The organism is Embleya sp. NBC_00888, assembly GCF_045207655.1.
Lineage (GTDB): Bacteria > Actinomycetota > Actinomycetes > Streptomycetales > Streptomycetaceae > Embleya.
Map to the genome: position 1 here is coordinate 3,044,606 of NZ_CP108785.1, position 13,919 is coordinate 3,058,524.

Consider the following 13,919-nt stretch of genomic DNA (forward strand, 5'->3'; position numbering starts at 1 on the left):
GTCACGACGACCACCCCACCACAGCACACCGACGGTTGGCCGCCCCGGGACAAACGCTAGGGGGCGATAGGGGTGCGGCGCGAGCGCCGGTCCCGACGGTCGTGGAGCGGTACCGGCCCGGTCGCCTCGTCCCCTTCGCCGGTGACGACCGGGAGCCTTCCACCGCGGGCGAACCGCCCGGGGCTGGTGCCCAGGACACGCTTGAAGTGCCGGTTCAGGTGCGACTGGTCGTAGAAGCCGGCGGTCACCGCGACGGTGTGCGGCGGCATTCCGTCGAGCAGGAGCCCGCGGGCGAGATCCACCCGACGTCCGGTCAGGTATTGGTGTGGCCCGATGCCGAACTCCCGGCCGAAGGCCCGCACCAGGTGGGTCGGGTGGGCGTACAACAAGCGGGCGGCCTCCGCGAGGGTGACGCCCTCGACGAATCGCTCGTCCAACAGGTCGCGCAGCCGACGGGCCAGGCCCGGATCACGCACGGCGAGCGGCACTTCGACCCGACCCACCAGGTGCCCGCGCAGCCGTTCGGTGATGAAGGCGAGCCTGCTCTCGGCCTCCAATTCCTCGCCCGGCCGCAGCAGCGAGGTGTGCAGTCGGTGTACCCGCCGGCTCAGCGCGAGGTCGGCGAGCACCGGGTGGTCCACGGCCGGGCCGATCAGTTCGTCGGCCACGTGCGAGGAGTCCAGATACAGCACCCGCTTGCGGAACCCGGTCGGCGTGGCCGCGCTCCCGTTGTGCGGGACGTGCGGCGGCAGCAGGCTCACGGTGCTGCGCAGGGCGCCGTGCTCGTGCCGGTCCAGGTCGTACCTGACCATGCCGTCGTCGACGATCAGCAGCGTCCACGCGGCGTGCGTGTGCATCGGGTAGGCGTGATCGGTCATGTGGGCGTGCAGGACCTCGCGCACCCCGGCCACCGCCGGCCGCCACGCCACGATCTCCGCGCCGGCAACCATGTCAGGATCGTACAAGACGGCCCCCGGCCGGCCCGGACACGATGCCAGGCATGGAAACCGAGCACGAACCCGTTCGTTTCGACAGCAGGATCGCCGTGTTGTTGCGCGCCGACCTGGCCCGGTGGCAGCGACTGAACGTCACCGCGTTCCTGGTCAGCGGCCTCGGCACGCGGATCCCGGAGGTGATCGGCGAGCCCTACACGGACGCCGACGACACCGCCTACCTGCCGATGTTCCGGCAGCCGGTGCTGGTCTTCGAGGGCACCAAGGAGGTGTTGACGGCGGCACACACCCGGGCCGTGGGGCGCGAACTGCCCGTCGCGGTGTTCACCTCGGACCTCTTCGCCACCGGCAACGACCGGGACAACCGTGCCGCGGTCCGAGCCGTCCGGCGGGCGGATCTGGACCTGGTCGGAATGGCGGTGTACGGCCCGCGCAACGCGGTCGACAAGGTCCTCAAGGGTGCCCGGATGCATCCCTAGCGGATCGGTCGGGGCGGGGCCGGATAATCGCGCGGTGGGGCGTAGCGGCGGTGGCGGTGGGCAGTAGCCCCGGGTCGGGAAGCACAACCGACGATCCGACCGGTCGCGACGAGGAGGGTGGATGTGGTGAGCAACCCGCCGAAAGGTCGATCCGAGCCCGAAGAACCCGGTCCCGATGCCGACGCCGACTTCGACGCCTTCGTGGCGGCGCTCGACTACCCGATGTTCATCGTCACGGCGGCCCGGCCGGACACCGGCGAGCGATCCGGATGCCTGGTCGGCTTCGCCACCCAGTGCGGTATCGACCCGAGACGGTTCCTGGTCTGCGTGTCCGCCGCGAACCACACCCATGCCGTCGTCGCCGCGGCCGGCGTCATCGCGGTGCACGCGCCCGATTCCCGGCAACACCCGCTCGCGGCCCTGTTCGGCGAGGAGACCGGTGACCGCACGGACAAGTTCGCGCACTGTGCGTGGACCGAGGGTCCGTTCGGCGTGCCGCTCCTGAACGACTGTCCCCGGCGCTTCGTGGGTCGTGTCCTGGAGGCGATCGATCTGGGCGACCACACCGGCTTCGTGGTGGCGCCCGTCCGGGCTCCGGACCATCCGGCCCCGACCCGGCCCGACCTGCTGACCTTCTCCGACGTCCGGGACCTGGACGCGGGCCATCCCAGGGACTGATCCGCCGTGGAACCGGGGGAAACGAAACGAGGGGAGGGGGTTCGCCGCCCCCGTGGCGGCGAACCCCCTCCCGTGCAACAACCGCATCGTGCTTCGACGCCCGTTCCGCCACCCCGTGTCGGCGGTTCCGCCCCACCCGTGCTCGCTGCCCGCAGTCCACATCCTGGCGGGGCCCGCCGGCACGAACCATCCGTAGGGCTACTCGGCCGCGAAGCTGAGTACCGAACGTCCGTCCTGAGTACCGGCACGGTTCAGGATCCGGCGAGGGCCTCGCGCCACACCGGGCTGTCCACGTAGTGGTTGTCGAACCGCTCCGAGGTCGCGCGCAGTTCGGCGACGTCGGCCTCGCCGCGGTAGACCCGCTCCAGGAGCCGGTAGTAGTCGAAGCGGTCCATCCCGGGGGTGAACACGACCAGCATCTTCGCCTCGGTGTCCGGGGCCGGTGCGAACGCGTGCGGCGTGCGGGCCGGCACCAGCAGGAAGTCGCCGGTCTCCAGGGTGACGATCTCCTCGCCGAGCAGGATGCGCATGGTGCCATCGAGGACGTGGAACATCTCGTCGGCCCTGGTGTGGAAGTGGGCCGGCGCACCGGGGGAGCCCTTGTCGAAGGTGGCCAGGTTGGCGGTCATCCCGGGGGTGTCGGCCAGCAGCGTGATCAGGCTGGTGGGACCGTCCTGGATGACCTCCGCCTCCTGGGTACGGACCAGGATCGAGGCGGGGACGGCGGCGTTCGAGGCGTGCGTGGACATGGTGGCTCCCAAAGTGGCTGGTCGGGTCGATCGAGGGGAACGGCCGGCCGGTCGATGTGCGTCGAGTGACATGTCCTTCGGCGCCCGGCCCCGCTGTTCGGTGATACCAATCTACGGCGTGGTTCGACCCATCGAATGGTTCATTCCAGCCACGAAATGATGGGTCAATTTCATCCCTCGCGAGCGTGCGTCTCGCGCGAGCGGGCACCTCCGGCGAGCGTGAGGGCGTGCCGACGAGGCAAGGGGTTTCGCCGCCCCGTGACGGCGAAACCCCTCCCCGCGCGCATCCGACCGCGACGATGGTCCGACGGCGCTCCCCGCGGTCGGATCCCGGCGGCCCGGATGGCGAACAACCTCGGCGGCGGACCGCGGACGCGCCTGCCGGACCCGCCCGGCAGCGCCCCCGGTCGCGCGCTCGCTCACTTGCCGTCGATCTTCTCCGCCAGTGCGGCGAGCAGGTCGCGGAGCAACCCGATGGTGTCCTCGTCGGTCAGGTTGCCCGCGTCGTCGAAGCGCTCGTGCGAGCGGAACGCGATCAGCTCGGGCCGCACCACCACGTCGGTGTGCGTCCAGACGAACACCTGACGCAGCGCGAGTTGCGCGCGTACCGAGCCGAAGTTGGTGGGTGCCGCGCCCATGATCGCGGCGGGCTTGTGCAGCAGCGGCAGACCCTCGGTCCGGGACCAGTCGGTGCTCACCCAGTCGATCGCGTTCTTCAGCACGCCGGGGATCGAGTAGTTGAACTCCGGCGTGGCGATCAGCAGACCGTCCGCCTCGGTGATCCGCCGGCGCAACTCGGCGACGGCGGCGGGGCGGTCGTTCGCGTTGTCCTGGTCCAGGTCGTAGGGCGGGATCTCGCGCAGGCCCTCGTAGATCTCGATGTCCATGCCGCCCGGCGCGAACTTCTGCGCGGCACGCAACAACCACGTGTTGTGCGACGCGGCGCGCAGACTGCCGGATATCGCCAGGATCTTGACGTCACTCATCGCGAGAGCGCTCCTTCGTGGGTCTTCGATGGTCGGATCGGGGCGCCGCGCGAAGGTCGGACGAGCGTCGCGCACCACCGGCGCGGTTCGGACCGCGACGGTACGACCGGCGACCGAGCCGGTCGGCGGTGCTCCCGTTCCCGGGTATGGAAGAAACGTATGTCCCGGACACCCCCGACACGGGTGGCCCGACATGCCACAGAGGGGACCGATCGCGCCGGCGCCCTCGGGATCGATGGTCGTCGTCGTGCGGTGTCGCTCACGGTCGAACGCCGGCCCGTCCGATGCCGACCGGGCTCCGCTCAGCGGGCCGCGGTCTGCGCCAGTTCCTCGAACTCGACGCGGATCGCCTCGGCCAGCCGATCGGCCGTCACGCCGTGGGTGCGATCGGCGGTGACGCAGACGGTGAAGGCGTCCCCGAGCCCGGTGAAGCCGAAGACCACGCCCTGCGCGCCCATCAGCGGTGGGGCCACGACCAGTTCGATCGCGGGTCGGCCGAGCAGGACCAGCGGTACGTCCGGGCCGGGGATGTTGGTGCAACTCGTGTTCGCGTAGCCCGCGGACATCGTGACCAGCCCGGCGAGCCGGCCGACCCGAAGCGGCAGCCGGGCGCTCACCTCGATCGCGGCCCGCGCGATGGCGGCCTGCCCGGTGGCCTTGGCGCGGGTGGTCGCCGCGTGCACCTGGGCCAGTCGCACGCCCGGATCCCGTTCGGCGAGCGGCAGCGGGACCCGGAAGAAGGACACCACGTTGCCGATCCGTGCCGCCTCGCCCGTCGCGCGTATGTTCACCGGTACCAGCGCTGCGACGCGTCGCGGCAGCGCGGGACCCGCCGGTGCGACCGCGCGCAGGGCTCCGGCGACCGCCGCCAGGTACACGTCGTTGACGGTCGGGCGCCCACCGTCCGGGGTCGCGCGCCGGGCGGCCCGTACCGTCTCCGGGGACACCGTCACCCAGGTCACGTGGCGACCCGCGCCGATCCGGCCGTTGAACGGCAGCCGGGAATTCCGGCGGAGCACCCCGCCGGCCGTCGCCGCGAGCCCGCGCGCGGACGCCCGGCTCGGCGGCACCCGACGCACCGCCGGGCCGGGCCCCGCCGGTCCCGCCGCGGCGTCGGTCCCCGCGCCCATCAGGCGCTCCAGCAGCCGGATCACCGTGACTCCGTCGGCCACCGCGTGATGCATCCGCAACAGCACGGCGAACCCGTCGTGCTCGTGCCCGGACAGCAGGTACAGCCGCCATGTGGCGCGAGTGGGCGGGATGCGCTCGGCGAGCAATCGCCCGACGCGCTCGCGCAGCGCGTTCGGGCCGGGCACGACCGGCGCGGCGACCACGTACCGGTCCGGTTCGAAGTCCTCGGAGACGAACCAACGCGGTCGCCCGCGCCGGCGCCCCGGTACGACCGCGCCCGCGCGCAGACGCAGCCGCGGCACGGACCCCCAGCGGGCCCGGACCAGCTCGCGCAGGTCGCGCACGTCCGGCGCGGCGCCGCGAAAGCGCGCCAGGGCGAAGAACCAGGGGTCCCCGGAGTCCCCGAACCACTCGTGCACGACGAACGGCAGGTCGCCCGGCGCCGGATGAGTCGTACGTGGCGGGGTTCGTGGCACGTTCCGAGCCTCCGAGGTGGGTCACGGGCCGGCCGCCGGCGTCCGGCCGACCGGCGTCGAGGCGGGCCGTCGGCCCGGCGAGGAGCGGGCCGTTGCCCATTGTGACGCAGAACACGTGCATCCTCCGCGCCCCCGGCTGCGTATGGATCAGGGACGGCGGCGGCAGGAAAGGAGGTCGGGATGGGCCCACAGGGTCGCGAAGGGTTCACCGAGTTCGCCCGAACCTCGGCGCACCGCCTGTGTCAGACGGCGTATCTGCTGTGCGGTGACTGGCATCTCGCCGAGGACCTCACCCAGATCGCCTTGGAGAAGCTGTACCTGGCCTGGCGTCGGATAGAACACACCGACCAACCGCACGCGTACGCGAAACGTGTGCTCTTGAACGCCTACCTGGATCGCAGACGCCGCCGAAGCTCGACCGAGGTTCCCGGCATCGACGCGCAGGCCCTGGAGCGCCGACCCGACGAGGCGGCCGACGCCGATCTCCCGGACGTTCGGCTCACGCTGATCGACGCACTGATGCGGCTGTCACCGCGTGATCGGGCGGTGGTGGTCCTGCGCTACTGGGAGGACCACAGCGTGGAGGCGGTCGCCGAGATGCTCGGCATGTCCGCCTCCGCGGTCAAGAGCGCGGGCCCCCGCGCACTGGCCCGACTGCGCGGCACGCTCACGGTCAATCCGCTGGTCGGTTGAGTCGGCCGGCGGGCCCGAGGACGGCCGTCGCACACGTCCGTGGAGGACCCGTGTCCGGGACGCGCGCGGCAGCCTTCTGTCGAGGTCATGCACGGAAGTCAGGCACGGACGTCACGCCCACCGAGGTCACGCAACGAAGACACGCACCCGGGTCACGCACCGAGGACACACGCGAGCCACGCACCCGAGACACGTACCGCGGAACAGGTATCGACGACATGCGTCTGCATCGAAGGCACCGGACGGAGCCGACCGATGAACGATGACCGATCAGCAGAGGAGGTGACCATGACACCGGAAAAGGCAACACCCACTCCCGGCGCCACACGCGGCGCCACACGCGGCGCCACACGCGGCGCCTCGCTCGGCGCCGATCTCGAACCCGACCTCGCGGCGGGCCTCGAACCCGACCTCGAACCGGGCTTCGACCCCGATCTGGAACGTGCCTTTCGCCGGCAGCTTCACGACGAACTGGCCCACCAGGGCAACCGCTCGATGGCCGACGTGGTGGCCCGCGCGGCCTCCCGGGGCCGACGGGGCGTGCTGATGCGCACCGGCGCCGGCATCGTGGCCTCGATGGCCGCGGTGGTGGCGATCGGAGGGGCGGCCGCGGTCGCCCTGGACCGGGCCGGCCCGAAGTCCGAGCGCACGGCCGTACCGGCGTCGCCGGCCGCGCCCCGGCCGAGCCCGTCGACCGACGGCGGGGTGGACGCCGTCCACCAGGCGATCGCGCGCGATCTCGGCGACGTACTCACCGCCCTGGTGCCGGGCGGGACGGGATCGACGGTGCGGACCGGGTACCTCCCGGAAACCGGGGTCTCGGCCGAGATGACCATGAACGAGGGCAACGGACCGATCGGGGTGGTGTCCGTGTCGCTGCGACCCGGCACGCTGCCGGAATGCCGAACCGACGGCCCGACCCCGGCCGAGCGCACGGACGAACACGGGGTTCTGCACTCCGTCAAGTGCGTGCAACCGGAGCGCAACGGCACATGGCTGGCCTCGGAGAGCCTGCGCACCCCGGACGGCGTCTTCCGGGGCCAAGCGGTGCTGTTGCCGATCGGCCCGACCGTGCTGCGACTGCTCTGGGCCAACGGGCCGCTGGACGGAACGCGCCCGGAGACCGTGAAGGGCAGGATGCCGCTGGCCGACGAGCAGGGTATGACGATGGCCCGGAACGCGGCCTGGGAACCGGTCGCCCGGCGGCTCCTGGACGCCGGCATGGGTACCGGGTGAGCGGGCGCGGCACCGGACGTCGTGCCAAACCGCGTTCCTCCGCTCGCGCCCGGGCCCACGCCCGGACCCACTCGGGTGCGCGCCCGCGCGGCGTGCGGCGGGTGTTGTTCGGGGTAGGCACGGTGGCCGCCGTATTGTTCCTGCTCGTCGCGCTGCCCGGGTTCTCCGGTGGTGATGGTGCGTCGACCGTCGACGTCGGCGCCACCCCGGCGCCGCTACCGAGCGGTGGGCCGGCGGCGGCGGTCCCGGCGCCGGAGCAGCCGTCGGCCCAGCGGGACCTGCCGGTGCGGGCGTCCGCGTCGCCGGACCCCCTGGCCCAGGCCGGCCTGCGTTTCCCGCTGGAGTCGACGCTGCGGCTCGGCGGGAAGTTCGTCACCGTGCCGGGCAAGGACTCCGGTCCGGCCGGGGCGAAGCGGGTCGAGTATCGGGTGGAGATCGAGGAGGGCCTCGCGCTGGACGATGCGCTGTTCGTCGCGATCGTTCAGCAGACCCTCAACGATCCGCGCAGTTGGGCGCGGGACGGGCGGGTGTTCGACCGTACCGACGGCGCGGACGTGTCGTTCGTGGTGCGCCTGTCCAGTCCCGGCACCCTGCACCGGATCTGTTCGCCCATCGTCGGCGACACCAGCGTGTCCAATGTGTCGTGCAACGCGACCGGCACGCCGTGGGTGATGATCAACGGCTGGCGCTGGGCCCAGGGTTCGACCGCGTACGGCGACGACATCCTCGGCTATCGGCAGATGCTGATCAATCACGAGGTCGGGCACCGCCTGGGGCACCAGCACGACACCCGATGCGGGCCGGGCGGCCTGGCGCCGGTGATGATGCAGCAGACCAAGAGCCGCGAGGCGGACAACGGCAAGCTGTGCGTCGCGAATCCGTGGCCCTACCCCGCCGCCGCTGCCTGAGTTCTCCGGCCGGTGTATCCACCCGGCCATCGGTGGTCCCGGGCCTCCCGGGACCACCGATGGCCGGCCGGCGTCCGGCTCCTCGACGGCCGAGGCGCCGGCGGCGCGTCCGTTGCGGGGCCGTCGCGGGGGCCGTCGCGGGGGCCGTCGAGGGTGTCGGATGTGCCCGGGCGTCTGATGCGTTCGGGCGTCGGAAATGCCCGGGTGTCGGATGTGTCCGGGCGTCAGATGTGTTCCGAGATCAGGACCGCCGAGGTGTCCGGTGCCAGCGCCTCGAAGATGTGCGGCGCGTCGCCGGGGTAGGCGATGTAGTCGCCGGGCGCGAGTTCGACGGGGGCCTCGACCGGGCCGACCAGGGCGCGGCCGGTGGCGAGGACCACGTGTTCCGTGGTGCCGGGACCGTGCGGCTCGGACGTTCGCGGTTCGCCGGGCTGGGCCACCACGCGGTACACGTCGCGGCGCGCGTTGGGCGGGCTCGTGGCGAGCAGCGTGGCCGCGTAGTCGGCCTGTTCCGAGTGGGTGACCGATCCGCCGCCGGCGCGGATCACCCGGACGTTCGAGTGCGGTGGTTCCACGAGACGACTGAACGGTACGCCGAGCGCGACGGCCAGCGCCCACAACGTCTCCACGCTGGGATTGCCGACACCGGCTTCGAGCTGGGACAGCGTGGACTTGGCGATCCGGGCGCGCCTGGCCAGCTCGGTCAGTGACACCCCCGCGCGCTCGCGCTCGCGTCGCACGGACGCCGCGATCATCGCGATCGGGCCGGCGGTGGGCTCGGCGGCGGGGTCGGAGGGCAGGTTGCCGGCCATGTGTTCGCTCCAGACTTCACTTTGTTCGACTTGACGAACGCATACCACTTCGTTCACTGTACCGGACATGCGTTCGTCATACCGAACACTCGATCGGGCCACCCTCCGCGACATCCTCCTCGTCTGCGTCGCCGACGCCGTGGTCGGCGCCTCCTTCGGGGCCATCGCCGTCGCGGGTGGGCTCGCGCCGTGGGTACCGATCTTCATGTCCGTGCTCGTCTTCGCGGGCGGCGCCCAGTTCGCCGCCGTCGGCGTCGTGCTCGCCGGTGGCAGCCCGGTGGCCGCCGTCCTGGCCGGACTGGTCCTCAACGCCCGGCTGCTGCCGTTCGGCTTCGCCGTCGCGGACGTACTCGACGACCGCCGGCGCGGGTGGACCCGACTGCCGGGCGCGCACCTGATCACCGACGAAACGGTGGCCTTCGCGCTGCGGCACGCCGACCCGGCGCTGCGCCGCGCGGCCTTCCGGGTCTGCGGGGTCGGCCTGTTCGCCATCTGGAATCTGTCGGTCGCGGTCGGCGCACTGGCCGGTACCGGCCTCGGCGACCCCGCCGCGCTGGGTCTGGACGCGGCCTTCCCCGCCGTCCTGCTGGCGCTGGTGCTGCCCGCGCTCCGCGACCGCGACACCCGCAACGCGGCGCTTCTCGGCGCGGCCGTCGCGCTCGCCTGCACCCCGTTCCTACCCGCCGGCCTGCCGGTCCTGCTCGCGCTCCTCGGCCTGACCCCCTACCTGCGCGCCTCCCGCCCCGCCGCCCGGCCCACGTCCACCGACTCGACCCGGGAGCCGTCCTGATGCCGTTGCTCGCCATCGCCCTTCTCGCCGCCGGCACCTACGCCTTCCGCCTGGTCGGCCCGCTCAGCCGAGACCGCCTGCACCTCCCCGACCACGCCCACCGCCTGCTCGCGATGGCCGCCGCCGTTCTCCTGATCGCGCTGACCACCATCGGCACCCTCACCGAGACGCGGGACTTCGCCGGCTGGTCCCGCCCGGCCGGCGTCCTGGTCGCGGGCATCCTGGCGATCCGCCGCGCGCCGTTCCCGGTGGTGGTGCTCGCGGCGATCGCCACCACCGCACTGCTGCGCCTGGCGGGCGTGTCCTGATCCACGGAGGTCCTTCGGACGGGGCAAACGTTGCCGGGCGCGGCACTAGCATGATCCTCATGCGCTATGTCATCGCGGGTGGACACGGTCGAATCGGTCTGCGTCTGGGGGCGTTGCTCGCCGAGCGGGGCGACGAGGCGGCGGGGCTCATCCGCGACCCGGCGCAACAATCCGACCTGGTCGAACGCGGCATCCGACCCATCGTCTGCGATCTCGAGACGGCCACCGTGGCGGAGGTCGCCGGGCACCTGGCCGGCGCCGATGCCGTGGTGTTCGCGGCGGGGGCGGGGCCCGGCAGCGGGATCGCCCGCAAGGACACCGTGGATCGAGGCGCCGCGACGCTGTGTGCGGACGCGGCCGAACAGGCGGGCGTGCGGCGGTTCGTGGTCGTGTCGGCGATGGGCACGGACCGCGAACCGCCCGCCGGTACGGACGAGGTGTTCGCGGCCTACCTGCGCGCCAAGGGCGCGGCGGACGCGGACGTGCGGTCCCGCGCGAATCTGGACTGGACGATCCTGTGCCCGGGACGACTCACCGACGACCCGGGCACCGGCCTGGTCACCCTCGCCGAGCACACCGACCGCGGCGCGGTCACCCGCGACGACGTCGCCGCGGTCCTGGTGGCACTCCTGGACGAACCGGCCACGGCCGGACGCACGTTGGACCTGGTCGAGGGCCCGACCCCGATCCCGGAAACGATCGCCGCACTCGCCCGGCGCTGAACCCGGGCCTCGCCCCACGCCCCACCGCCCCGCGCGTCCGGCTCCACGCCCAGCCCGCGCCATCGCTGCGCATTGCTGCGCCACGCCGCAACTCCCCGCCCCCAGAGGCTCCTTCGTCCGGACCACCCGGCCCCGTCGCGTTCGCCGCACCTCCGGTCCCGTAGGGCGGTCGAATCCCGGGCCTCGCCCCATCCGCCCGCCGCCCCGCGCGTCCGCCCCACGCCGAGTCCGCGCCATCGCTGCGTCATCCCGCAACTCCCCGCCTCCGGCGCCCCATCGTCCGGTCGAGCACCCCGTTGCCTTCGCCCGCGCGGCCCACGCGCGGCCCACGGGATCTCGTCGCCTCGCCGCGCCTCCGCTCTCGTGGAGCGGTCGAATCCCGGGCCTCGCCCCATCCGCCCGCCGCCCCGCGCGTCCGGCCCCACGCCCAGCCCGCGGCACCGCTGCGCATCGCCGCGCCACGCCGCAACTCCCCGCCCCCGGCGTTCCCTTCGCCCGCACCACCCGCCTCCGTTGCCTCGCCGCGCGTCGTGCGGTCGAATCGCGAAAGATGGGGATTTGACTCACCGCGCGGGGCGATTTGTCGCATCATGGAAGTGAGAGCGGGACCGGGAGGTTCCGCGCCGTCGTTTCGGGGGGATGCGATGGAGGCTTGGCCACCGCCTGCGCGCAGGCGAACCGGAGGTGTCGGTGGGCGGGTTCGCCGTCGCCCCTGGTACGCCGCCCTGGTCGCCGTCTTCACCGCGTGTGCGCTGCTGCTCGGTGCCGCGTCCGGTTGCGAGGACTCGAAGGTGTCGAAGGTGGTCGGGGTCGTGGCGGGCGACCTGGGCGCCGATCCGTTCTTCTCGGTCAACTTCGGGCTGGACGCGCTCGGTCTGCGTCCCAAGGTGTCCGCCGCCAATCTGTCCGGCGACACCCCCGGTTTGTTCGGCGGCTCCAACAAGGCGCGGATCTGCGACAAGGAGCAGCTGATCCAATTCCTCGGCCTGGCCGCCAATCTGGTGCCCGCGACCCGGTGGATGAAGGTGCTCAAGGTCGCCGGCACACCCGCCATCCGCGCGTTCGTGACGCGGCTTACGCCGGTCGTGCTGCGCACCGACACCCTCGTGCGTAATCACACGCTCAAGAACGGTGCGCTGGTGGCCTTCGACGCGATCCTCCAAGCCGGTACCGCGGTGCTGATCGACGAGCTCGGACAGCCGGTGGTCAAGTGCAATTGCGGAAACCCGTTGGCCGGGCCGGAGAAGGACGCCGCCCACGTACGTCTCGACACCGCCGACGCCTCCTGGAAGCGGACCGGATCCAAGCCCACGACGGTGAAGAAGGCCAAGCAGCCGGTGAAGACGTTCGTGATCACCGACCCGACCCGGCCGGACCTCGCCGTCGCCCGACCGCCCGGCAGCGCGGGGGACCGGGACGCGCCCACCGCGACCCCGCCGCCGCTGCCCGAGCGAGACAAGAAGGCGACTCCGAGCGGCCCCACGGGCAGCGCCGGCGTCACCGGCCCGAGCGGAAGCGCGTCGTCGCGCTCCACCTCGACGTCCGCGTCCACCTCGACCGGCACCCGCCGGCCGCCCACGTCGGCAGGCACCGGTGGCAAGTCCGCCAAACCCGCCAGTCCGGCCGCCGCGTCGGTGGTCCCCGCGCTCCGCTGACGGCGGGGGTGGGCCGACTCGCTCCCGTCGGCCCACCCCCGCGCCGCGGATCCCGGACCCGGCCGACGTGCGGGGCGGGCACGTCGGCCGAGCCCAGGCCGATCAGTGATCCTTCGCCGTCCCTACGCTCACCACAGGACCGGCAGGCGCTCCGGGAGGCGCTTGATGAAACCGGTCCGCCGGACCAACCGATCCACCGGAACGGCCGGCAACCGGTTCACCGGGGCGGACATCGCCACCTCGGCACCAGGACCAGTTCGCCCGCGCGCACCACCACGTCGCCGACCGGTACGTCCGCCGGTGCCAGGCGCGGCAGCCCGTCACCGATGGACAGGTCGACCCGCGGCAGTTCCTCGACGGCGACCCCGATGTCCCGCGGACGATCGCGCAGCCATCGCACCAACTCCGGTTGTCGGACCAGCGTGAGCGCCGCGTGCATCCGGAAACGCCGAGGTGCTCACCGTGCCCGCGCCGAACAGGGACGGCGCGACGCTCGCCAACGCATCCTCGGTCAGCCCCTCGTCGGGCCCGGCCGTGCGCCGCAACTCGGCCAAGCGGTCCGGCGGTCCGCTCTGTTCGGCGGCGGGCGCATTCAGCCGGGCGGGCTTGTGCGCGTGATCCTTGCGCCAGTTCGCGCCCGGACGCTGGTGTCGTGGCGGTACCGACGGCCGCCGCGAACTGGCGGGTGCGCAAGGTGGTCCCCCAGGCGCCGCATGTCCCCATGGAGCCTCGCGCTCCCGGTGTGGCGATGACAACCACAAGTTACCGGTGAGCTTCGGAGAGTCAGCTTCACGGTCGCAAGTCGGCGGGAACATGCGGTGCCCAGGCCGAAAATCCCTTCGGTGCCGGGTGGCGGTCGCCTCCCGTCGGGACACGTCCGCCGCCGCCCGGGTCGCGGGGACCGTCCCGGGTCGTTGCCGGCGCCGTGGTCAGTGCTTGAGGCCGCCCATCAGCGAAGACACCGTGGCGTCGAGGGCCGCGTCGGCGCCGTCGCTCGCCGGCGGCGTGTGATCCGGGGTGTTCAGGGCGATGTCCGTGCCGGGTGTGGCGTTCGCGACCGGCGCGGCGAGCGCGGCGGCCCCCGCGGTCAGCAGGATGGTGGCCAGAATGCGTCGAGTGTGCGTCATACCCTGCTCAACGCGCAGATCGCCCCCGGGCTACGCCCTGTCACCCGCCCGGACCCGTACACCGGGCCCGACCGGCGCCGCCCGCTCGTCCGCCCGGTACACGAAGCGCGCCCCCGCCACGCGAAAAAAGGCTTGGACAGCCCCCGGGCGCGGGTTGTTAGCCTGACCGCATGTCTACGCCCCGACTGTCCTAGCAAGAGGACCCGCTTACACGTC

General features: G+C 72.7%; 16 protein-coding genes. 9 read left to right on the forward strand and 7 right to left on the reverse strand.

The window, feature by feature from the left end; genetic code table 11:
• Nucleotides 1-56: 56 nt before the first annotated feature.
• Nucleotides 57-950, reverse strand: a complete 894-nt coding sequence (locus tag OG948_RS47715; RefSeq protein ID WP_331771284.1) for an AraC family transcriptional regulator — start codon at nt 948-950, stop codon at nt 57-59.
• Between the two features lie 50 nt (nt 951-1,000).
• Between OG948_RS47715 and OG948_RS47720 the strand changes: the two genes are divergently transcribed.
• The gene (locus OG948_RS47720; RefSeq protein ID WP_331771285.1) at nt 1,001-1,432 is read left to right on the forward strand and encodes a DUF2000 domain-containing protein; all 432 of its coding nucleotides are present in this window, start codon (nt 1,001-1,003) and stop codon (nt 1,430-1,432) included.
• A gap of 126 nt (nt 1,433-1,558) precedes the next feature.
• Entirely contained in the window at nt 1,559-2,110 is a 552-nt protein-coding gene (locus OG948_RS47725) for a flavin reductase family protein (RefSeq protein ID WP_331771286.1), read from the forward strand.
• 251 nt (nt 2,111-2,361) lie between these two features.
• Here the strand turns inward: OG948_RS47725 and OG948_RS47730 are convergent, their stop codons facing one another.
• The 3 genes from OG948_RS47730 to OG948_RS47740 form a co-directional block, all read right to left on the reverse strand.
• Nucleotides 2,362-2,859, reverse strand: a complete 498-nt coding sequence (locus tag OG948_RS47730) for a cupin domain-containing protein (RefSeq protein WP_331771287.1) — start codon at nt 2,857-2,859, stop codon at nt 2,362-2,364.
• A gap of 419 nt (nt 2,860-3,278) precedes the next feature.
• Nucleotides 3,279-3,845: an NADPH-dependent FMN reductase gene (locus OG948_RS47735; protein ID WP_331771288.1), complete on the reverse strand. Its 567-nt coding sequence runs from the start codon at nt 3,843-3,845 to the stop codon at nt 3,279-3,281.
• 302 nt (nt 3,846-4,147) lie between these two features.
• Nucleotides 4,148-5,452, reverse strand: a complete 1,305-nt coding sequence (locus tag OG948_RS47740; RefSeq protein WP_331771289.1) for a WS/DGAT domain-containing protein — start codon at nt 5,450-5,452, stop codon at nt 4,148-4,150.
• 180 nt (nt 5,453-5,632) lie between these two features.
• Between OG948_RS47740 and OG948_RS47745 the strand changes: the two genes are divergently transcribed.
• From OG948_RS47745 to OG948_RS47755, 3 genes are all read left to right on the forward strand, one after another.
• On the forward strand, nt 5,633-6,145 hold the full coding sequence (locus tag OG948_RS47745) for a SigE family RNA polymerase sigma factor (RefSeq protein WP_331771290.1): 513 nt from the start codon (nt 5,633-5,635) through the stop codon (nt 6,143-6,145).
• 288 nt (nt 6,146-6,433) lie between these two features.
• Nucleotides 6,434-7,381 (forward strand): hypothetical protein, encoded by a 948-nt coding sequence (locus OG948_RS47750; RefSeq protein WP_331771291.1) that lies wholly within the window; start codon nt 6,434-6,436, stop codon nt 7,379-7,381.
• Nucleotides 7,382-7,503: 122 nt separating this feature from the next.
• The gene (locus OG948_RS47755) at nt 7,504-8,289 is read left to right on the forward strand and encodes a DUF3152 domain-containing protein (protein WP_406300663.1); all 786 of its coding nucleotides are present in this window, start codon (nt 7,504-7,506) and stop codon (nt 8,287-8,289) included.
• Nucleotides 8,290-8,513: 224 nt separating this feature from the next.
• Here OG948_RS47755 and OG948_RS47760 read toward each other — a convergent pair whose 3' ends face one another.
• On the reverse strand, nt 8,514-9,101 hold the full coding sequence (locus OG948_RS47760) for a helix-turn-helix domain-containing protein (RefSeq protein WP_331771293.1): 588 nt from the start codon (nt 9,099-9,101) through the stop codon (nt 8,514-8,516).
• Between the two features lie 67 nt (nt 9,102-9,168).
• On the opposite strand from OG948_RS47760, the gene OG948_RS47765 reads away from it, so the two are divergent.
• From OG948_RS47765 to OG948_RS47780, 4 genes are all read left to right on the forward strand, one after another.
• Nucleotides 9,169-9,891 (forward strand): AzlC family ABC transporter permease, encoded by a 723-nt coding sequence (locus OG948_RS47765; RefSeq protein WP_331771294.1) that lies wholly within the window; start codon nt 9,169-9,171, stop codon nt 9,889-9,891.
• Nucleotides 9,891-10,199, forward strand: a complete 309-nt coding sequence (locus OG948_RS47770; protein WP_331771295.1) for an AzlD domain-containing protein — start codon at nt 9,891-9,893, stop codon at nt 10,197-10,199. Before OG948_RS47765 ends, OG948_RS47770 begins: the two co-directional genes overlap by 1 nt.
• Nucleotides 10,200-10,258: 59 nt before the next feature.
• Complete coding sequence (locus OG948_RS47775; RefSeq protein ID WP_331771296.1) at nt 10,259-10,921, forward strand: SDR family oxidoreductase; 663 nt, start codon at nt 10,259-10,261, stop codon at nt 10,919-10,921.
• 644 nt (nt 10,922-11,565) lie between these two features.
• A complete protein-coding gene (locus OG948_RS47780; protein WP_331771297.1) occupies nt 11,566-12,576 on the forward strand; it encodes a DUF6777 domain-containing protein in 1,011 nt (336 codons plus the stop codon).
• A 217-nt stretch (nt 12,577-12,793) separates the two neighbouring features.
• Here the strand turns inward: OG948_RS47780 and OG948_RS47785 are convergent, their stop codons facing one another.
• Both OG948_RS47785 and OG948_RS47790 read right to left on the reverse strand, forming a co-directional pair.
• Nucleotides 12,794-13,015 carry a hypothetical protein gene (locus tag OG948_RS47785; protein ID WP_331771298.1) on the reverse strand — a complete coding sequence of 74 codons (222 nt, stop codon included), beginning with the start codon at nt 13,013-13,015 and terminating at the stop codon, nt 12,794-12,796.
• Between the two features lie 490 nt (nt 13,016-13,505).
• Nucleotides 13,506-13,703 carry a hypothetical protein gene (locus tag OG948_RS47790; protein WP_331771299.1) on the reverse strand — a complete coding sequence of 66 codons (198 nt, stop codon included), beginning with the start codon at nt 13,701-13,703 and terminating at the stop codon, nt 13,506-13,508.
• Between the last annotated feature and the right edge of the window lie 216 nt (nt 13,704-13,919).